Raw genomic sequence first — 20,638 nt, forward strand, 5'->3', positions numbered from 1 at the left:
ATGTCAGGCCTTGATGATCGTGTCGGCGGCAATGCCGCGCCGGGCGAAGACGTTGCGGGTGTCGACGATGAGCGCGCTCCAGTCGGCGAGCGCCGCATAGTCCACACCGTCATGGTCGGTGGCGATCAGCACGGCGTCGAAGGCGCGGATTTCCGCCTCGCTCCAGGCGACCGAGGGCCGGCCCTTGAAGGCGCCATATTCGCGGGTCGGCGGGATTTCCGGCACATGCGGGTCGTAATAACTCGCCGAGCCGCCGCGCTCCTCGATCAGCTCGATCAGCTTCAGCGAGGGGCTTTCGCGGATGTCCGGCACGTTCTTCTTATAGGCGAGGCCGATCACCAGAACCTTCGAACGGCTGAGCGCCTTGCCCTGCCGCCGGTCGAGGGCTTCGGCGAGTTTTTCCACCACATGGCGCGGCATGGCGGAGTTGATCTCGCCGGCAAGCTCGATGAAGCGGGTCGGCAGTTCATAGGCGCGCGATGCCCAGGTGAGATAGAAGGGATCGATCGGTATGCAATGGCCGCCGAGGCCGGGGCCGGGATAGAAGGGCATGTAGCCGAAAGGTTTCGAGCTTGCCGCGTCGATCACCTCCCAGATGTCGACGCCCATGGCCTCGTAGATCACCTTGAGCTCGTTCACCAGCGCGATGTTGACGGCGCGGAAGACGTTTTCGGTGAGCTTTACGGCCTCCGCCGTGGCGGTGGAGGAGACGGGCACGACGGTCTTCACGACCGCGCCGTAGAAGGCGACGACCAGCGCCTGCGCTTCTGCACCATCGCCGGCGACGACCTTCGGGATGGTCGAGGTCTGGAACTGGCGGTTGCCGGGGTCCTCGCGCTCCGGCGAGAAGCCGAGGAAGAAATCATGGCCCGATTTCAGCCCGCCGGCCTCCAGCGTGCGGCGCACGAGGCCGTCGGTGGTGCCGGGATAGGTGGTCGATTCCAGCACGATGAGCTGGCCGGGGCGCAGCGTGCGCGCAATGTCGCGGCAGGTCTTTTCGACAAAACTCATGTCGGGATCGCGGTGGCGGGTGAGCGGCGTCGGCACGCAGATGGCGATCACGTCGCAATCGCCGAGCCGGCCGAAATCGCTCGTCGCGGCAAAACGGCCGGCGCGGTGTTCCTCGGCGAGGATCTCGCTGGAAACGGCCTCGATATAGCTCTTGCCCGCGTCGATCGCGACGATCTTGCCGGGGTCGATGTCGAAGCCGAGGACGGAAAAGCCGGCGCGCGCGACGGTGATGGCGAGCGGCAGGCCGACATAACCGAGGCCGATGATGCCGATGCGCGCCTCGCGGGATTGGATGCGCGCAAGCAGCGTCTCGTGGGAAGGCAAGGCTGTTGGCATCGGCACTCCGCGCACATATACAAGACCGGCGTGTTCAGATGGGAGAGTTTGGTCGGCCTGTCAAGTCTCGCCCATCCGCCGCCGAAACCAGCACAACGAGTCCATGAAGATCGCATTCTACGCCCCGCTGAAGTCGCCGGAACATGCCGTTCCCTCGGGGGACCGGCTGATGGCGCGCCAGATCGTCGAATGCCTGAAGCGCGCCGGCCATGAGGTGACGCTTGCGTCGGAGCTGCGCGCCTTTCTCGGCGATAGTGCCGACGAGGCCGGTTATGCGCGGCTCAAGGCGGCGGCCGAGGCGGAGATCGCCCGGCTTTCGGCGCTGTGGCGCAGCGAAGGCGCGCCGGACCTGTGGTTCTGCTACCACCCCTATTACAAGGCGCCCGACCTGATCGGACCCGCGCTCTGCCAGACGTTCGGGCTCGCCTATGTCACGGCCGAGGCCTCCTATTCGCCGCGCCGCAATCTCGGCATCTGGAGCGAGATGCAGGCCGGCGTGCTGGAAACGGTGCGCGGCGCGGCGGTCAATATCGGCCTCACCGCCCGCGACCGCGCGGGCCTTACGGATGCCGCCCCGGATGCGGTAATCGCGGCGTTGAAACCCTTCATCGACGAGGCGCATTTCACCGCGCAAGCGGCACGGCCGGAGCCTTACCACCTCGTCACGGTCGCCATGATGCGCGCCGGCGACAAGCTGGCGAGTTTTCGCGCGCTCGCCGAAGGCCTGCATCATATTGTCGACGTGCCGTGGCGCCTGTCGGTGGTTGGCGACGGGCCGTTGCGCGCGGGGGTGCAAGCGCTCTTTGCCGGGTTTGGGGAAGGGCGGATCGACTGGCTGGGGCAGCGGAAGCGGGCGGAGGTGGCGGATATCCTGGCGAAGGGTGCGCTCTATGTCTGGCCGGGCTGCGGCGAAGCCTATGGGCTTGCCTATCTGGAGGCGCAGGCCGCGGGGCTGCCGGTCGTCGCCTTCGCGACGGCGGGGGTGCCGGAGGTCGTGGAACACGGCGAAACTGGCCTGTTGACCGAACCGGGCGATGCCGCCGCCTACGCGGCCGCGATTGCGGCCCTGCTTGGCGATGAAGCGGAGCGCAGCCGCATGGCGAAGAATGCGCGCGCCCGCGTTGTCGCGGAGCATTCCCTACCGGCCGCCGCAACGGCGCTCGATGCCATCCTGCGCCAATCCCTCGGAGAGAAAAGATGACACTGCCCGCAATCGCACAACCCCTGCTGGACGAGATCGCCCGCCGGGCCGATAGCGGCAAGCCGCTGCGCCTGTGGCTGCGGGACGACGATGCCATCGAGCCGACCGCCGCGCTCGACCAACTGCTGACGCTGACGGCCGCGCATGACGTGCCGGTCCTGCTCGCCGCCATTCCGGCGCTCACCGGGCAGGCGCTGGCCGATCGGCTTGCGGGCGAACGCCGCGTCTTAGTGGCGGTGCATGGCTGGGCGCACAAAAGTTATGCGGGAGCGGGCGAGAAGAATCAGGAACTCGGCGACCATCGGCCGGCGCAGGAGGTTCTCCGCGAACTGGGCGAGGGGTTTGCAATCTTATCCGGCCTGCATGCCGGCCGCTTCGTGCCGATGCTCGTGCCGCCGTGGAACCGCATCGCCCCGTCCGTCACAGCCGGCCTGCCGGGCATCGGCTTTCGGGCGCTCTCGGTTTTCGGCCCGGAAAAGCCGGCGCCGCTCACAATGCTGAACACCCATGTCGACATCATCGACTGGCGCGGCACGCGCGGAGGGCGGCAAGTGGAGGCGGTGATCGCCGATCTGGTGCGGGTCTCGCAGGCGCAGGCGGGGCCGATCGGGCTGCTCACCCATCATCTCGTGCACGATCGAGCGGCGTGGGATGTGATGGAACTGGTGTTGGAGGCGACCGCTGGGAGAGCCGATTGCGGCTGGTTCGGTGTTGACGATCTGCTCACGGAAATATGAGCTGGCGTTAACCTTATCCCCTTGTTTCCGCCGCATTTCGCCGGCATTTCTTCGCCACGCAAACAGGCGGATTCGCGAACGAATGCAGTCGATCGGCAAGACTACTGGAAACGCAAACGCCCGCCGAAAGGCGGGCGACACCGGACAGGTTGTCGTCGGAAAAGGAAGCGCTGAAAACGCCTTCAGTGGCTGTGGGCAAGCCGCTGGCCGACCACACGCATGGTTTCGGCCATGCTGCGCGGGCAGGTCGAGAGGACCTTCAGGAAGCAGTCCTTGCTGATGCGCAGGGCCTCGACGGCCGTTGAGGCCTTCACCGTGGCATTGCGCGCCGTGCCGCAGAGGATGGCGATTTCGCCAACGACCGAACAGCAGCCGGCGGAGGCAATTTTCTCGTCTCCGGAAGGACCTGCCTTGTAGACGTCGACGACGCCCGACAGCACGACATAGGCAGCATCGCCTTCGTCGCCCTGATGGAAGAGTTCTTGGCCTTCACGGTAGCAGACGCGGTTGGAGGCAAATGCGAGCAGCTTGAGCTTTGCCGCATCAATCCCCGAGAAGAGCGGAACCCGTCGTAGCATCTGTACTTCGTCGTTCAGGATCATAATAGTCAACCGCCTCGATTTCGGCTACTCGATCAATTCTCACCAGTCATGCTATCAGTTGCTTGTATACCGTACCGCTTTCGACAATCGTGTCGTAGGCTCCGTCTTCCACCAATGTTCCGCCATCAAAAGCAAGCACTCTTTTAAAGTGTTTTGCAAGCGGGGTATTTGACAAAACCCAGACAACAGCCGGATTATCACCGCTCTTGGCCAGGAACGCAAGTGCTGCCTCCACGATGTGCTCCTGGAGGTGGTGGTCCAACCCCGAGAGCGGCCGGTTGAAGATGTAATAATCCGACCGGCGGATGAGCGCACGTGCCAGGCTGAGCTTCAGTCGCTGCAAGTTGTTCAACCGCCGTCCGCCTGCCCCGACATTCGACTCCAGCCCCAGCGCCATCAGCGCGCGGTAAAGCTCGGGCCTTTTCCTCAGCAGGTCTCCGCCGATCTCCCTCAACTTCGGAACAGCATCGCTGTAACGATGGTTAAGCTTGCCGAAGACGATATTGTCGACCAGCGTTCCTGACGTCAGATAAGCATTCGGGTCGTAACGTTCAATATAGCCCTGAAGTTCCGGCGGCAGGTTTGCATGGAACTGGTGGCGCACTTCTACGATCTTGCGCATCAGCGCCTCGTCGAGCACGCCGAAGCGGTGCCGCGGCTCGACATAGAAGAACGAGAGGCGGATGAGCGCGATGCGATCCTCGTCGCTCGGCGTGGCATTGTGTCGCAGGCGCTGAAGCAAGTGTTGATAGGTGGGGATCTCGTCGCCCCGCATATAGGTCAGCTGCTCGAAGAACGGATGGTCGGGCGGCAGGTCCTTGAAGAGTTCGACCGTGCTTTCGGCAATACCCTGGCCCATCTTGAAAAGCGCGTCGCCGAGCCCGCTTTCACGCATGATATTGCGGAAATAGGGCGTCTTGACGATCGCCCGGGTCGAGGCCTTCGGGTCCGGCATCATGCCGAAGAACAGGTTTTCGGCGACCGGCGCCTCGGTGTTGTAGGCGTCCTCCTCGAAGGGGATGACGAGGTTGTTCATGTCGCGGCGGTTCAATTCCTCGCGCAGGTCCCGGCGCAGGGCGACGATCTCGGCGGCGACGGCGGGTGCCACCTCGGCATCGGCCGGCAGCGTCGAATGCAGCGCGAGCTGCAATACGTCGTCGGACAGTTCCACGATGTCGAGCACCGCCATCATCGAGCCGAAGAGCCCGGCCGAGCCGTTGGCATGCAGCGTCTCCAGGTCGATCCAGTTGCCCTTGAGGTCGAAATCCGGATTGCCGGAGCGCTGCGCCTCCAGCACGTCCCATTTGCGCTGGTCGGAGGCCGCGCCCTTGTAGGCGGCGGGCTCAACGGGCGCATGCTTGACGCCGTAGAGCAGGTTGTCCTCCAGGCTGCCATGGAAGAAATAGGCATCGGGCGAGGCATAGGAGATGCGGCGGCCCGTCACGGATTCCGGCAGCGCATAGAGGTCGTCGTCGCCGGCCGTCACCTTGCCGCCGGCGGGCCAGATGATGCGGCCGAGCGCTTCGGCCAGCCTGTCGCCGCCGCTCGCCGCCGTGCCGATGATGGCGACGGTTTCGCCGGGCGATATCTTGACGGAGACGTGCTCCAGCACGCGCCCGCCGATATCGTCCTCCAGCACCAGGTTGGTGGCGCTGAGCGGATGGTTCAGCATGGTGCCGTTCGCCGCGTTGAGGGCCTGGATTTCCGGTTCGATCAGGTTGTCGGCATCGAACTGCTCGACGACCTGCTCGTATTTCACCTGCACGTCCTGGCGCACCAGTTCCCAGTCGATCAGTTCCTTCAGCGGGCCGGGCAGTTCCTTGTAGGCATTGATGACCGCCACGAGCTGGCCGACGTCGAGCTTGCCGACGATCGTGAGGTAGCCGCCGATACAATAGAACAGGAAGGGCGTGAGCTGGGCGAGGAAGTTGTTGAGGAATTTGACCAGGAACTTCCACTGGTAGATGTCGTAGCGGATGCGGAAGATGTGGCCGAGGCGGGCGGCAATGTCGGCGCGCTCGTAGTTGGAGGTGTCGTAGGCGTGGATCGTGCCGATGCCGTCGACGATCTCGGCGACGCGGCCGGCAAGCTGGCGGGCGGTGATCTGGCGCTCGCGGCCAAGCTCGATCAGCCGGCGGCGCATGCGCGGGATGATGCCGACCTGGATCATCGCCATGGCAAAGGCGATGAAGCCCAGCCAGAAATGCTGGATGAAGATGAAGATCAGCGCCGTCAGCGCCTGGCCGCCGAGAAGGGCCGGCTGCACGAAGGCATCCGCGGTGAAGCCGCCGAGCGGTTCCACCTCGTCCTTGACCATGGAGGAGACTTCGCCGGCCTTGACGTGCTTGAAATATTTCGGCGGGAACCGGAGGATGCGGTCGACCAGCTCATAGCGGATGCGGCGCAAAAGCCGCTCGCCGAGGCGACCCTTGTAGGTGTTGATGTAATATTTGAACAGGCCGTTGATGATGACGAGCACGAGGAACGTCAGGCTGAGCGCGAGCAGCGAGGGCATGCGCTCCAGCGGCAGCCCGCCATAAAGCTCGACATGCCCCCAGAACGGAATATCGAAGCTGATCGGCATGAACAGCTCGGTATCGCCCGGCTGGTCGAAGCCGCTTCCCTGGATCGGGCCGTTGACGATCTGCTTGGGCAGGTCGAAGGCGAGATAATAAGGGATCATGGACAGGGCGACGATCAGCAGGATGAAGAGCTGCTGCGGCCGGGTGTGGTCCCAAATATATCGGGCGAGGCTTTTTTCCATGGGAGACTTCTATGCGCGTGAACGGCGGCTGTCCGTATGAAGATTATAAGACAGCGGCAATACCGCAAGAGCTAGGAAGCCGTGTGGCCTTTTAGAAGGTCCCTCAGGATATTCGCGGTACGATTGGCGCCATCCAGTTGCAAATCGGGCACATTTTTCTCTGTTTCGGCGCAAAGCGCGCGGGAAATTGCGCTTGCCATCGTTTCCGCAGAAAGCTCATGCTCCGCCACGACGACCGCCCGGCCGAGTCGTTCCAGGCGCTCGGCGCGCGCCGTCTGCTCCGTCTCGCCGCCCGACGCGAAGGGCACCAGCACCGCGCCGCAATCGGCCTCCAGCACATCGCAGACCGTGTTGTAGCCGGCCTGCGAGACCGAGAGGCGCGCGCCGGCAAGCAGGCTGCGGAAATCGGTACGGAAGCGCACGAGGTCGACATTCTCGCCCGCCTGCACGGAAAACCGGTCGAAATCGGCCTGCGGCAGGTTCGGGCCGGTGATGACCAGCCAGCGGCCGCTGTCGGGGAGGCGTTGCGACGCCTGGAGGGCGGCCTCGACCAGCCCCGCGCCGACCGCGCCGCCGCCGGCGGAGACGACGATATCGTAGCGCTCGGCCGCGGGCGTTGCCGGACCTGCGCCGACGAGGCCGGTATAGACGACGCGGTCGGCAATCGCGTCAGCCAGCGGAAAGGTATCCTCCAGCCGCACGAAACCCGGATCGCCATGCACCAGCACCCGGTCGAAATGGCGGCGCACGAGGTCGATCGTCTCCTCATCGCGGCCGGGCTTGGCGCGCTCCTGCAGGATGTCGCGCAGCGAGGTCATCAGCAGCGGGCGCGGCGTGGTGGCCTCGATCGCGTCGATCAGCGGCAGCAGCTCGAAGCGCACCTGGCGGCGGCCGAAGGGGAAGGCCTCGATGATGACGATATCGGGCCGGCAGGCGTGATAGGCGGCGATGAGCCGGTCGCGCCGATCGGCCTTGAAGGCGTCGTCGACGACCTTGCCGGTCTCGTCGACCAGGGCCGCAAAACCGCCGTCGCCGACAGCGATCGCCGGCAGCGCGACATGGTCGATGCCGGGGCCGGGAAAACCATCGACCGGCATGCCGCCAGTGACCAGCGTTACGGCGAAGCCGTTCTCGCCGAGCGCGCGCACGATGCGGCTGGCGCGGGCGAGATGGCCGATGCCGAGCAGGTGCTGCACATAGAAGAGGACGCGCGGGCTGCTCATGCCGTCTCCCGCGCTGCGGTTTCGAACAGGGATTTCAGCTGGGCGATGCTCGTGTGGTGGTCGAAGCTCGTGCGCACCTTCGCTTCGGCGGCCCGGCCGAGCCGGTCGCGCAGGGCGGGGTCGCGGATCGCGCGTTCGAGGGCTGCGGCGAGCGCTTGCGGGTCTTCCGAGGGCACCAGCAGGCCGTTGACATCGTTTTCGAACAGTTCGGGAATGCCGGAAATATCCGTCGCGACGCAGGTCAGCCGCTGGCTTGCCGCCTCCACCAGCACGTTCGGCAGGCCGTCGCGGTCGCCATCGGCGGTGATGCGGCAGGCGAGCGCGAAAATATCGGCCTTGCGGTAGCCGGCGAGCACGTCCTTCTGGTCCACCGCGCCAAGCCAGCTCAGCTTTTCCGTTATGCCGAGTTCCTCGGCAAGCCTCTGCAACATCGCCCGCTCACCGCCATCGCCCGCATGGACGAAGCGCCAGTGGAGGTCGGTGGGGAGGCGGGCCAGCGCCCGCAGCAGCACGTCATAGCCCTTCTTCGGCACCGCGCGCCCGACACTGATGATGGTGACGGGGTTCTGCGGGTCGGAACCGTCGCGGGGTGGGCGGGTGTTGCTTGCGGTGGGTGTGCAGCCGCAAGCGTCGTGCGCCGGGTGAGCGTCACCCCCCTCTGTCCTGCCGGACATCTCCCCCTCAAGGGGGGAGATTGGATGGAGCAGCGTCTCGCCCATCTCGGAGGCCGCTGTTTGAGCACTGTCCTCGCCGCCAGCCGATCTCCCCCCTTGAGGGGGAGATGTCCGGCAGGACAGAGGGGGGTGTGCTCCCGCATCAACCGACGGAAAGCGATCCAGATCGAGGCCGTGATAGCTCAGATGCACCCGGTCGCGGTTTTCTGCGGCAAGCGTTTGCAGATGCGCGTGCCCCGTCTTCGTGCAGGTGACGGCCCAGTGCGCCGTCGAGAGTTTTTCGGCGAGTTCCCAGTCTTCAGACGTCCAGATGTCCTTGGCGTGCGCCGAGACGGTCCAGGGGATGCCAAGCATCTTGCTGGCATAATTGGCGACGGAGGCGGGGGTGTGGATGAAATGCGCGTGCAGCCAGCCGGCGCCCTCCGGCCATTCGCCGACCAGCACCGCCGCCTGGCCGAAGCGGCGGAAGCGGTTGCGGCTGAAATCGCGCGGCAGGTCCTTCAGGAACTGCCGCAGGGCCGCGCCGAAACCGGGCAAGCGAAAACTCCGCAACAGGCCGCGCACCACGCGGATCGGCTCCTGGTGCAGGTATTCCGGCAGGTAGAAGACCGGCGCCTTGATCTCGTCATGCACGGGGTGGCGCTTGCGATCCGTCGGGTGGCGGAGCGAAACGAGCACGAGGTCGAGCCCGGCCCGCTCCAGCCCGAGCAGTTCCTGCGCGATGAAGGTTTCCGACAGGCGCGGATAACCCTTCAGCAGCACGACGATCTTGTGCGGGGGCGCCAATGCGGTCTCGCCTCTCACTCGCCGGACGGGATCAGTTCGCGCGACGACAGCTCATCGCCGACGATGCGGGCGATGTGGCGCAGGCCCTCCAGCCGGAGGCCCGGATGGCCGCTCGACGGCGGCGGGCGCTTCGGCAGCGCCTTCAGCGCAGCGGCAAGGCGGACCGGATCGCTCGATTCCTCCGGCAGCAGCATGTCGATGAGGCCGAGCTCGGCGGCGCGGGTGGCGCGGATGAGCTGCTCCTCGCGCGGCTGCACGCGCGGCACGATCAGCGCCGGCTTGTCGAAGGAAAGGATCTCGCAATAGGTGTTGTAGCCGCCCATCGCCACCACGCCCTGCGCGCCGGCAACGAGGTCCTCCATGCGCGAATCGAACTCGATCACCTCTATATAGGGGATCTTCGCGGCCTCCTGGGTGAGCTTGGTGCGCTCGCCTTGCGGCATGTAGGGGCCGAGCACGATCAGCGCCCGGTGGGTCAGCTCGGGATCGTGCTGGTAGGCGCGGATGACGTCCTGCACGAGGTCCGCCCCGTCGCCGCCGCCGCCGGTGGTGACGAGGATATAGTCGCCGGTCGGCTGGTACTGGGCGCGGTCCATCTGCAGCGCGTTGCGATGCAGGAAGCCCACGAATTTCAGCTTTTCGCGCACACCGTCCGGCACGTCGAGGCCGATCAGCGGATCGTAGAAATCCGGCGGGCCATAGACCCAGATGTCGTCGTAGAACTTCTCGATCTTGTGCATGACGTCCTTGCGCTTCCACTCGGCTTCGAGCAGGTGCGGCGCGTCCATCACTTCGCGAAGGCCCAGGATCAGCCGCGTGCCGCGGCCCTTCAGGTAGGCAAGCGTCTCCTCCACCTCGCCGGAAAGCCCCATCGGCTCCTTGTCGATGATGAAGATGTCCGGCCGGAAGGTCTCCGCCGTGTGGCGGATGATCGAGCGGCGCATGGTCAGCGTGTCTTCGAGGTCGATATGGCGCTCCAGCGAGGTATATTCGCCGTTGCGCAGCTTGATGACGCTCGGGATCTTCACGAAGTCGACGCGGGCGCGGTAATCGAAGGCGCCGGCAATCGTGGCGCCCGAGATGATCAGCACGTTGAGGCCGCGATATTCCTCGACCAGCGCATGCGCGATCGTGCGACACCGGCGCAGGTGGCCGAGACCGAACGTGTCATGGCTGTACATGAGGATGCGGGCGTGTTCGAAACTCCGGCTCACGGGAAAAGCCTCCAGGCTCGCGCCGGGATCGCCGTCGAAAAGCTGCTCTTGTGCATTGGTCGTCCCAACGATCTCACTTGTAGGGGTCAGCCGCATCGCGCAGTCCATCGCCGAGGAAATTGAAAGCAAGAATGACCAAAACGACAGGTACTACCGGAAAAAGCAGCCACGGATAAAGGGCGATGATGTTGATGCTGCGAGCCTCTGTCAGAAGAATGCCCCAGCTTGTGATGGGCGGCCGAAGGCCCAGCCCGAGAAAACTCAATGCCGTCTCGCCGAGGATCATGCCCGGAATGGTCAGCGTTGCGCTGGCAATCAGATGGGACATGAAGCCGGGCACGAGATGGCGGCGGATGATGCGGGCGCTGCCGGCGCCCATGACCTGGGCCGCCAATACATAATCTTCCTCGCGCAAGGCAAGAAGTTTCGAGCGCACGGCGCGCGCAAGTCCGGTCCAGTCCAGCATGCCGAGGATGATGGTAATGCCGACATAGACGAGAATAGGGCTCCAGGTGACCGGAATGATCGCGGCGAGCGCCATCCACAGCGGAATGCTGGGGATCGATTGCAACACCTCGATGACACGCTGCACGATGAGGTCGAAAATGCCGCCGTGATAGCCGGCAAGACCGCCGATGACGATGCCGAGCACGAAGCTCATCATGACGCCGAGCGCGCCGATGGTGAGCGAGATGCGCGCGCCATAGAGGATGCGCGACAGCATGTCCCGACCGAGCCGGTCCGTGCCGAGGAAGAAGAACTCGCCGTCCTTGGCCGGGCAGACGAGGTGCATGTCCGACTGGAACAGGCCCCAGAACCTGTAGCTGTCGCCGCGGCAGAAGAAGCGCAGCTTCTGCACGTCGGTCCTGTCGTCGGTATAGACGCGCTGCAGCGTGTCCATGTCGAGCCTCATCGTCTGGCCGTAGACGAACGGGCCGACGAACGATCCCTCGTGCATGAAGCGCAGCGTCTGCGGCGGCGAATAGATGAAGTCGATGTTGCGGGTGTGCAGATTGTAGGGCGACAGGAACTCGCTGATCGCGATCATCAGGTAGACGGCGATGAGGAAGATGCCGGAGGCAAGCGCCATCCTGTGCCGGCGGAACTGCCACCACATGAGCTGGAACTGCGAGGCCTGGGCGATCGTCTTCAGCTCCTCGACCTTGCGCTCGGCGGCGTAGGGATCGAAGGGCGCGTCGGAGACGTAGTGGCCGAGCGGCGCGCCGGGTTCGGGAAGCGGCGTCTTCACTTGCGGCTGCCTCCGCCAAGCCGGATGCGCGGGTCGAGGATCGCGAGCGCGATATCGGACACCAGCACGCCGACGACCGTCAGGAATGCGAGGAACATCAGGAAGGAGCCGGCGAGATACATGTCCTGGGTCTGGAGCGCCTTGATCAGCATGGGGCCTGTCGTTTCGAGCGACAGCACGATGGCCGTGACCTCCGCGCCGGAAATGATCGAGGGCAGGATCGAGCCGATGTCGGAGATGAAGAAGTTGAGCGACATGCGCAGCGGATATTTGAGCAGAACCCGCATCGGATGCAGGCCCTTGGAGCGGGCGGTGACGACATATTGCTTGTTCAGTTCGTCGAGCAGGTTGGCGCGCAGGCGCCGCACCATGCCGGCGGTGCCCGCCGTGCCGATGATGATGACCGGGATCCAGATATGCGACAGGATGGAGCGGAATTTCTCCCAGCTCATCGCCGCGCCCATATATTCGCGGTCCATCAGGCCGCCGATCGACACGCCGAACCAGATATTGGCGAAATACATCACGACGAGCGCCAGCATGAAGTTCGGCACGGCGATGCCGATGAGGCCGGCGAAGGTCAGGCCGTAATCGCCCCAGCTATACTGGTGGGTGGCGGAATAGATGCCGATCGGGAAGGCGATCAGCCAGGTGAAGATGATGGTGACGAAGGAGACCAGCACCGTCAGCCACAGCCGGTCGCCCACCACGTCGGAGACCGGCAGGCGATATTCGAAGGAATAACCGAAATCGCCGACCAGCATGCCGCCGACCCAGTGCACGTAGCGCAGCACCGGCGGCTTGTCGAAGCCGTAGCGCTCGCGCAGCTCCTCGATCTCCGCCATGTCGGTCGCCTCGCCCATGGCGCGCAGTTCCGAAATGTAGCTCTCGAAATAATCGCCCGGCGGCAGTTCGATGATGACGAAGACCAGCATCGAGATCAAAAGCAGGGTCGGCACCATGACGGCGATGCGCCCGAGGATATAGCGGATCATCGGGTGGGCCTCTCAGCGTGGCGTTGGGCGAATACCCCCCTCTGGCCTGCCGGCCATCTCCCCCTCAAGGGGGGAGATTGGATGGAGCACCGTTTCGCCAATTTCAAAGGCTCGCGTTTCGAGTGAAGGGCCAGCCTCTTGCCGATCTCCCCCCTTGAGGGGGAGATGCCCGGCAGGGCAGAGGGGGGTGTGGCGTGTGAAGGGCTCTGCAACATCACGCACTCTCCTCATACCAGAACGTATCCGGCATATAGACGCCGAGGAAGGCGGTGGGTTGGAAGCCGCAGAGGGCCTTGGCGGGGATGTTGCGAAGGCGGCGCGAGCGCACGATCGGCTGGGAAATGCCGTTGACCGTGCCGATGGTGAAGACCTGTTCGGCATGGTGTTTCAGCATGTCGTGCCAGATCGTCTCGCGCTCAGCCTCGGTCGTCGTCATCTCCCAGGCGGTGAGCTTGTCGACGAGATATTGCACCTCGGGCATGTCGGGCGGCTCGCCCTTGGTCTTGACGGTCGCGTAATACATGCCCCAGACCGGCCACTGGAGCTGGTCGTCGGCGGTCGGCGCGAGTTCGAGCGGCGACATTTCCGGCGTCGGCACGCCATTGTCGAGCCCGTACCAGACGGACATGACGATCTCGCCGCCGATGGCGCGGCTGCGGAAGATATCGCGCTGCGAGGTGCGAACGAAGAGCCCGAGGCCGACCAGGCGGAAATGATCGGTGATCAGTTCCAGCACGTCCGTCTCCAGCGTGCTTTCGCCGGCACTTTCCACGACGATATGGGCGGAACGGCCGTCCGGCAGCAGGCGCAGTCCCTCGTCGTCGCGCTTGTCGAGGCCGGCCTCGTCGAGCAGGCGATTGGCCTGGTCGGGATCGAAGGCGGCCCAGGCCTTGGCATATTCCGGCTTGAACAGCGGGCTTTCCGGCAGCACCGTGTTGGCGCTCTCCTGGCCGAGGCCGTAGAACACCGCCTTGTTGATTTCCGTGCGGTTCAGCGCCAGCGACATGGCGCGGCGCACGCGCACGTCGCGCAGCACCTTGCGCCATCCCTCGTCGCCGCAGTTGAGATTGGGGACCAGCGCCACGCGCGAGCCGAGGGTGCGCTTCCACAGGAGCACATTGATCGGATAGATCGTCTCGGCATTCTTCAGGAGCGTATAGTCGGCGAAGTCGAGATTGGCGACCTGGAGATCGCTCTCGCCCGTCGCGGTCTTGGCGGAAATCAAATCCGGCGAGGAGACGTTCATCACCACCTTGTCGACATAGGGCAGCTGCGTGCCGTTCTCGTCCACCCGGTGGAAGAAGGGGTTGCGCTCGAAGATGAACTGTTCGGCGGGCGGCGCGGTGCGCGGGCGCCAGGCTTCGAGCGTCGGCAGGTCGGGATTTTCCGGCCGGGTCTGGCGCGACATCTTGATGTGCAGGCCGCGCCAATCATCGACGCGCTGCTTTATGATGTGCTTTTCCAGCACGTCGGCGGCCTGGAACTTCTTGTGGAACTGCCGCATGTAGGCCGCCGGCAGCGCCAGCACTAGCGGGATGGGCGAGGCGAGCTTGGGCAGGAAATCCGGGATCGGCTTTTCCCAGGCGTAGCGCACGGTCACGTCGTCGATCACCGAGAAGATCGGCGGCTTGCCCTCGACGAGAAGGTCCGTCGGCGGTCCGCCCTTGAGGAGCTCGCGGTTGAGGATGACGTCTTCCCAGCAATAGCGGAAATCCTCCGCCGTGAAGGGATCGCCGCTCGACCATTTGTGGCCCTCGCGCAGGCGGAAGGTGAAGATGCGCTCTTCCTCCACCGTATAGCTTTCGAGGATGTCGGCCTGGAGCTTCAGGTCGCGGTCATAGCCGACGAGGCGCGAATAGCTGTTGATCGGCATCAGCCGCACGTCGCGCTGGCCACCGATCAGCATGCGCACGCTGCCGCCCTGCACGCCAGGCTCCCCGCCAAGCGCCGCCGTGTTGACGACGCGCGGCACCTTCGGCAGCCGTTCGGCGACGGGCGGCAATTCGCCGGCCTCGACCTTATCTTTCAGATACTTGGATTCGCCGCCGCCCGCCCGGGCGAGACCGGGGAGGAAAGCGGCAGCCAAGAGGCCGAGTGTGGCGCGGCGCGTGATCACGATGACAGTTCCCGTACATCGGCATTGCGCCGCGCCAGCACGAAATGGCCACCGCCGAGATCGGCCGGCGCCATGCCGTCGCCGCCGTCCTCATCATCGCGGAAGGCGCGCGCCCAGCTTTCACGCGACACGGCGCTGGTCTTGCCGGCCGTCTCGAAGTTCAACGGGCGTTCGAGATCGGGGAAGGGCACGGCGTCGAGCAGCGCGCGCGTATAGGGATGCACCGGTGCCGTCATGATGATCTCGCGCGGCGCGATCTCCACGATGCGCCCCGCCCACATCACCGCGACGCGGTCGGCCATGTAATCGACGACGGCGAGGTTGTGCGAGATGAACAGGTAGGTGAGGCCGAGATCCTTCTGGAGGTCCTTCAGGAGGTTCAGGATCTGCGCCTGCACGGAAACGTCGAGCGCCGAGACCGGCTCGTCGCAGATGATCATGCTCGGGCCGAGTGCGAGCGCGCGGGCGATGCCGATGCGCTGGCGCTGGCCGCCGGAAAAGCTGTGCGGGTAGCGCTTCAGCGAGGCCTCGTCGAGGCCGATGGCGCGGATCAGCGCCTTGATCGCCATCTTGCGCTTGGCGACGTCGCCGTAATCGTGGATGTCGAGCGGTTCGCGCAGGATTTCGCCGATCGTCATGCGCGGCGAGAGCGAGGAGAGCGGGTCCTGGAAGACCATCTGCATGCGGGTGCGCAGTGCCTGCAATTCCGCGCCCTTGGCCTTTAAGACGTCGATCGGCCCGCGCCCGTCGTCGAACAGCACGGAGCCGGTATCGGGCTCGATGGCGCGCATCAAAATCTTGCTGACCGTGGTCTTGCCGCAGCCGCTTTCGCCGACCAGGCCGAGGCATTCGCCGCGCCGGATGTCGAAGCTGACGCCGTCGACGGCGGGCCGCGCCTTTTCCTTCGCCTTGCCCGGCATCTGCCAGTTGTCCTTGCGGATCGCGAAGGTTTTGGAAAGGTCGCGCACCGACAGGATGATGTCCGGCCCGGTGCGCGCCTGGTATTTCTTCGAGAGCAGGCTTTCCTGGTTGACCTCGATCTCGCGCAGCGGCCTCAGCCGGTCGCCGCGCTGCATGCCGAAATGCGGGATCGCCGCCATCAGGCCCTTGAGATAGGGATGGGCGGGGCGATGGAAGATCGTCTCGACCGGCCCGGCCTCCATGATCTCGCCCTGGTAGATCACCACCACCTCGTCGGCGATATTGGCGACGACGCCGAGATCGTGCGTGACGAGCAGCACGGCCATGTCCATCTGCAATTGCAGGTCCTTGAGCAGCTTCAGGATCTGCGCCTGGATGGTCACGTCGAGCGCGGTCGTCGGCTCGTCGGCGATCAACAGCGCCGGGCCGCAGACCAGCGCCATCGCGATCATCGCGCGCTGGCGCATGCCGCCCGACAATTCGAAGGAATACATGTCGTAGACCTTGCGCGGATTGTGGAAGCCGACGCGCGACAGCATGTCCTCGCAGCGCTCGCGCATCTCGGCGCCCGTCAGGCCCGTATGAATGCGCAGCGTCTCGCTGATCTGGTCGCCGATCGTGTGCAGCGGCGAAAAGGAGGTCATCGGCTCCTGGAAGATCATGCCCATGCGCCCGCCGCGGATCGAGCGGATCTTCTGGCCGTCATGCGGCAGGGACAGGATGTCGATGGGGGCCTTGTCGGAGAGCGGGTCGTCGAACAGGATCTTGCCGGAAACCCGCGCACTCGGCGCCTGCAGGCCCATGGCGGCCAGGCTGATGACGGACTTGCCGGAGCCGGATTCCCCCACCAGGGCCGTCACCTTGCCGGGCAACACCCTGAGGCTCGCGCCCCTGACGGCCGTGATCCTTGCGCCCATCAGCGCGAAGGAGACGTGCAGGCCTTCAATCCGCAGCAGGTCTCGCGGCCGGCCGATCCCATTCGAATCCATATGCGCTTTCTCGCCTGTCGGATATTTATCCATGCGGCTTTTTCTTGTTCCCCGCCTTGACACTAGCGCGCGCATTTTTTTCTGTCCACGCCTTACTTTACGGCAGGTTTGGGGTTGTCGTTGCTCCGGCGCGGACCGAATATGACAGTCCATATTGCCGTGCACCGGCGCCTCCTTAGGACAGATTGATGTCAGCCAAGCAACGATTGAACGCGGAACTCGAAAAAGCCGCCGCACAGCGCGATGCCGGCGCTTTTGACGCGGCGCGCGCGGTGCTGGAGGCCGTGGCGCGCGATCCGGAGCGTTCCGCGCTCGGGCCTCAAACCGCGCTCGGCCTGCCGCGCCGCCTGCATTCGGCCTTCCTGAAGCTCGCCAAGGCCGAGCGCGACCCGCTGAAACGCATCGGCTACCAGTATCATCTCGTGCCCGATCCGGCTGTTCTGGCGCCCTTCGCCGCCTTCACCTCCACCGAGCGCCGCGCGATCGCCGAGGCCAACCGCACGTCGATCCCGCCGATCATCCACCAGGTGTGGATCGGCGACGGCCCCATTCCGCCCTCGACGGAAGCCTGGGCGCGCCATGCCAAGACCCATGGCTACGGCCATTTCCTCTGGCGCGAAAAGGACCTGGAAACCGCCGGCGTCTTCGAGAACGCGGCCTTCCGGGCCATGCTGGAACAAGGCGATTATCCGGGTGCTGTGGATGTCGCGCGCTACCTGCTCCTGGAGCAGGAGGGCGGCATCTATCTCGATTGCGACTGGTATCCGGCCCGCACCGATATCGGCTTCCACGATATCCTGCCGATGACCGGCCTCATCGCCATGGCCGAGGCCGTGCCGCGCCAGACCGGCCGCGGCAGCCTGCTCCTCGCCAATTCCTTCCTCGCCGCACCTGCGCATCACCCGATCATCCTGCGCCTCAACGACGCCCTGCCCAAGGCCATCGAAAGCATGCCGGACGCCCCCGCCTGGTGGTCGACCGGCCCGCTCCTCTTCACCGTCATCGCCCGCGGCGGCTCGCTGACGCTGGCGGACGCGGCCATCGTGGCCGCCGAACTGCCGCGGGGGGCGCCGTTTTCGGACGTGGAGGCGGCGTGCAGGAGGGCGGAGGCGGGGGATGGCGGGCTGCTGTTGGCTTGGAAATCCTGGTAGGGGCAGCATCCCCCCTCTGGCCTGCCGGCCATCTCCCCCTCAAGGGGGGAGATCGGATGGAGCGGCGTCCCGCCCATCTCTAACGTCTCTTTTTGAGTAGGGATCGTGCCTCTTGCCGATCTCCCCCTTGAGGAGGAGATGCCCGGCAGGGCAGAGGGGGGTGGCAGCGAGCAACCCCCGTCACCACATACCGCCCGCATTCCGCTTGAAGCCGGCATCGTTCCGTGCTTTGCCCGGCATTGTATTCTATCTGTGACGATCGGCGGTTAGCACAGCCGCCACAGAGTCCCGTTTGGAGAAGACCAGCATGAAGATCGCGATGATTGGTTCCGGTTATGTGGGGCTGGTATCCGGCGCCTGTTTTGCGGATTTCGGCCATACCGTCGTGTGCATCGACAAGGCGGAAGCGAAGATCGAGGCGCTGAACCGCGGCGAGATCCCGATCTTCGAGCCGGGGCTCGATGCGCTGGTGGCCGAGAACGTCAAGGCAGGGCGGCTCTCCTTCACCACGGAATTTGCCGGCCCGGTCGGCGATGCCGATGTCGTCTTCATCGCGGTCGGCACGCCGTCGCGGCGCGGTGACGGGCATGCGGACCTTTCCTATGTCTATGCCGCCGCCCGTGAAATCGCCCAGTCTGTCAAGGGTTTCACCGTCGTCGTCACCAAGTCGACCGTGCCCGTCGGCACCGGCGACGAGGTGGAGCGCATCATGCGCGAGACGCGGCCCGACGCGGATGTCGCCGTCGTCTCCAACCCGGAATTTTTGCGCGAAGGTGCGGCCATCAGCGATTTCAAGCGGCCGGACCGCATCGTCGTCGGCATCGAGGACGAACGAGCCCGCGACGTGATGACCGAGGTCTACCGGCCGCTCTATCTCAACCAGTCGCCGCTGCTCTTCACCAGCCGGCGCACCTCCGAACTCACCAAATATGCCGCCAACGCCTTCCTCGCGATGAAGATCACCTTCATCAACGAGATCGCCGATCTCTGCGAAAAGGTCGGCGCGGACGTGCAGGAGATTTCCCGCGGCATCGGCCTCGACGGGCGCATCGGCGGAAAATTCCTGCATGCCGGCCCCGGCTATGGCGGCTCGTGTTTTCCGAAGGACGCACTGGCGCTGGTGAAGACCGCGCAGGACAATGACAGCCCCGTGCGCCTCATCGAAACCACCATCGCCATCAACGACACGCGCAAGCGCGCCATGGCCCGCAAAGTCATCTCGGCGCTGAACGGCGACGTGCGCGGCAAGAAGATCGCCGTGCTCGGCCTCACCTTCAAGCCGGAGACCGACGACATGCGCGACGCGCCGTCGATCTCGATCATCCAGGCCCTGCAGGACGGCGGCGCGAAGGTTTTCGCCTATGATCCCGAAGGCATGGAGGCGTCTCGCGCCATGCTCGACAACATTACCTACGGCACCTCGCCCTACGACATTGCCGAGGGCGCCGACGCGCTGGTCATCGTGACCGAATGGAACCAGTTCCGCGCGCTGGATTTCCAGCGGCTCAGGACCATCATGGGCAGGCCGCTCGTCGTTGATCTCCGCAATGTCTACAAGCCGGACGAGGTCAAGCGCCATGGCTTCGCCTATGTCGGCATCGGCCGCGGCACGTCGCCCATGGTCGCGCCGATCGCCGAGGCGGCTGAATGACGCATTTCCTCGTCACGGGCACCGCGGGTTTCATCGGGTTCCACCTCGCGCGGCGCCTGCTCGACGACGGCCATTCGGTGACGGGCTTCGACGGCATGACGCCCTATTACGACGTGCGCCTGAAGGAGGCGCGTCTCGCGCTGCTCACGCCCCGTGACGGCTTCCGCCAGGTGACCGGCATGCTGGAGGATCGCTCGGCACTGGACGACGCCGCCGCCCTAGAAAGGCCGGACGTGATCATCCATCTCGCCGCGCAGGCCGGCGTGCGCTACAGCCTGGAAAATCCCGGCGCCTATGTGAATTCCAACCTCGTCGGCTCGTGGAACGTGCTGGAACTGGCAAAAGTGCTCCAGCCGCGCCACCTGCTGCTCGCCTCGACCTCCTCGATCTACGGCGCCAACGAAAAAATCCCCTTTGCCGAGGGCGACCGCGCCGACGAGCCGATGACGCTCTATGCGGCTTCCAAGAAATCCATGGAGCTGATGGCGCATTCCTACGCCCATCTCTACAGGGTGCCGACGACGGCCTTCCGCTTCTTCACGGTCTACGGCCCCTGGGGCCGGCCGGACATGGCGCCGATCAAGTTCGCCGACGCGATCCTCAGCGACCGCGCAATCGACGTCTACGGCCAGGGCAATATGAGCCGCGACTTCACCTATATCGACGACCTCGTCGAGGCGATCGTCCGCCTTGCCGATGTCGTGCCGGTGGAGGCAAGCCGCGTCACGACGCCCGGCCTCTTCGATACGCTCTCCGCTCAAGCGCCCTTCCGCGTGGTCAATATCGGCGGCGGCCACCCGGTGGAACTGATGGCCTTCATCGAAACCATCGAAAAAGCCCTCGGCCGCCCCGCCACGCGCAATTACATGCCCATGCAGCAAGGCGACGTCCCCCGCACCTTCGCCTCCACCGATCTGTTGCACGCCCTCACCGGATTTGCGCCGAGCGTGGAGCTGGAGGAGGGCATTGCGGCGTTCGTGGAGTGGTATCGAGAGTGGCGGGCGCGCGGCTGACAGGG

The 20,638-nt window shown here is 65.0% G+C and carries 14 protein-coding genes and 2 pseudogenes; 5 read left to right on the top strand and 11 right to left on the bottom strand.

Annotated elements, in window-relative coordinates; genetic code table 11:
- Nucleotides 1-3: 3 nt before the first annotated feature.
- Nucleotides 4-1,347, bottom strand: a complete 1,344-nt coding sequence (locus J2Y63_RS24150) for a nucleotide sugar dehydrogenase (protein ID WP_435268167.1) — start codon at nucleotides 1,345-1,347, stop codon at nucleotides 4-6.
- Nucleotides 1,348-1,450: 103 nt separating this feature from the next.
- Here J2Y63_RS24150 and J2Y63_RS24155 point away from each other — a divergent pair, with 103 nt between their 5' ends.
- Both J2Y63_RS24155 and J2Y63_RS24160 read left to right on the top strand, forming a co-directional pair.
- Complete coding sequence (locus J2Y63_RS24155) at nucleotides 1,451-2,548, top strand: glycosyltransferase family 4 protein (protein WP_435268168.1); 1,098 nt, start codon at nucleotides 1,451-1,453, stop codon at nucleotides 2,546-2,548.
- Nucleotides 2,545-3,285: a polysaccharide deacetylase family protein gene (locus J2Y63_RS24160; RefSeq protein ID WP_435268169.1), complete on the top strand. Its 741-nt coding sequence runs from the start codon at nucleotides 2,545-2,547 to the stop codon at nucleotides 3,283-3,285. Before J2Y63_RS24155 ends, J2Y63_RS24160 begins: the two co-directional genes overlap by 4 nt.
- A gap of 182 nt (nucleotides 3,286-3,467) precedes the next feature.
- On the opposite strand, the gene J2Y63_RS24165 is transcribed toward J2Y63_RS24160, so the two are convergent.
- From J2Y63_RS24165 to J2Y63_RS24210, 10 genes and pseudogenes are all read right to left on the bottom strand, one after another.
- Nucleotides 3,468-3,887, bottom strand: a complete 420-nt coding sequence (locus tag J2Y63_RS24165) for a cyclic nucleotide-binding domain-containing protein (RefSeq protein ID WP_256119233.1) — start codon at nucleotides 3,885-3,887, stop codon at nucleotides 3,468-3,470.
- 46 nt (nucleotides 3,888-3,933) lie between these two features.
- Entirely contained in the window at nucleotides 3,934-6,651 is a 2,718-nt protein-coding gene (locus J2Y63_RS24170) for an ABC transporter transmembrane domain-containing protein (protein WP_435268170.1), read from the bottom strand.
- Nucleotides 6,652-6,722: 71 nt separating this feature from the next.
- Nucleotides 6,723-7,874, bottom strand: a complete 1,152-nt coding sequence (locus J2Y63_RS24175; protein ID WP_435268171.1) for a glycosyltransferase family protein — start codon at nucleotides 7,872-7,874, stop codon at nucleotides 6,723-6,725.
- Nucleotides 7,871-8,560: pseudogene (locus J2Y63_RS24180) on the bottom strand (glycosyltransferase); the annotation flags it as partial. The pseudogene J2Y63_RS24180 and the gene J2Y63_RS24175, both read right to left, overlap by 4 nt.
- Before the next feature lie 135 nt (nucleotides 8,561-8,695).
- Nucleotides 8,696-9,334, bottom strand: a pseudogene (locus J2Y63_RS24185) (colanic acid biosynthesis glycosyltransferase WcaL); the annotation flags it as partial.
- 14 nt (nucleotides 9,335-9,348) lie between these two features.
- Nucleotides 9,349-10,548, bottom strand: a complete 1,200-nt coding sequence (locus J2Y63_RS24190; protein ID WP_435268172.1) for a glycosyltransferase family protein — start codon at nucleotides 10,546-10,548, stop codon at nucleotides 9,349-9,351.
- A 73-nt stretch (nucleotides 10,549-10,621) separates the two neighbouring features.
- Entirely contained in the window at nucleotides 10,622-11,797 is a 1,176-nt protein-coding gene (locus tag J2Y63_RS24195) for an ABC transporter permease (protein WP_435268173.1), read from the bottom strand.
- The gene (locus tag J2Y63_RS24200) at nucleotides 11,794-12,792 is read right to left on the bottom strand and encodes an ABC transporter permease (RefSeq protein WP_256119227.1); all 999 of its coding nucleotides are present in this window, start codon (nucleotides 12,790-12,792) and stop codon (nucleotides 11,794-11,796) included. The genes J2Y63_RS24195 and J2Y63_RS24200 overlap by 4 nt, the downstream gene beginning before the upstream one ends.
- A 214-nt stretch (nucleotides 12,793-13,006) precedes the next feature.
- Nucleotides 13,007-14,908 carry an ABC transporter substrate-binding protein gene (locus J2Y63_RS24205; RefSeq protein WP_435268174.1) on the bottom strand — a complete coding sequence of 634 codons (1,902 nt, stop codon included), beginning with the start codon at nucleotides 14,906-14,908 and terminating at the stop codon, nucleotides 13,007-13,009.
- Nucleotides 14,905-16,818, bottom strand: a complete 1,914-nt coding sequence (locus J2Y63_RS24210) for a dipeptide ABC transporter ATP-binding protein (protein ID WP_435268175.1) — start codon at nucleotides 16,816-16,818, stop codon at nucleotides 14,905-14,907. The genes J2Y63_RS24205 and J2Y63_RS24210 overlap by 4 nt, the downstream gene beginning before the upstream one ends.
- A gap of 188 nt (nucleotides 16,819-17,006) precedes the next feature.
- On the opposite strand from J2Y63_RS24210, the gene J2Y63_RS24215 reads away from it, so the two are divergent.
- The 3 genes from J2Y63_RS24215 (at nucleotide 17,007) to J2Y63_RS24225 (ending at nucleotide 20,633) form a co-directional block, all read left to right on the top strand.
- A complete protein-coding gene (locus tag J2Y63_RS24215; protein ID WP_435268176.1) occupies nucleotides 17,007-17,969 on the top strand; it encodes a glycosyltransferase family 32 protein in 963 nt (320 codons plus the stop codon).
- Nucleotides 17,970-18,276: 307 nt separating this feature from the next.
- Nucleotides 18,277-19,620 (top strand): UDP-glucose dehydrogenase family protein, encoded by a 1,344-nt coding sequence (locus tag J2Y63_RS24220; RefSeq protein WP_435268177.1) that lies wholly within the window; start codon nucleotides 18,277-18,279, stop codon nucleotides 19,618-19,620.
- The gene (locus J2Y63_RS24225) at nucleotides 19,617-20,633 is read left to right on the top strand and encodes an NAD-dependent epimerase (protein ID WP_435268178.1); all 1,017 of its coding nucleotides are present in this window, start codon (nucleotides 19,617-19,619) and stop codon (nucleotides 20,631-20,633) included. Before J2Y63_RS24220 ends, J2Y63_RS24225 begins: the two co-directional genes overlap by 4 nt.
- The last annotated feature ends 5 nt before the right edge of the window (nucleotides 20,634-20,638 follow it).

The sequence above is a fragment of the Shinella sp. BE166 genome (genome assembly GCF_051201095.1).
GTDB classification, from domain to species: Bacteria; Pseudomonadota; Alphaproteobacteria; order Rhizobiales; family Rhizobiaceae; genus Shinella; species Shinella lacus.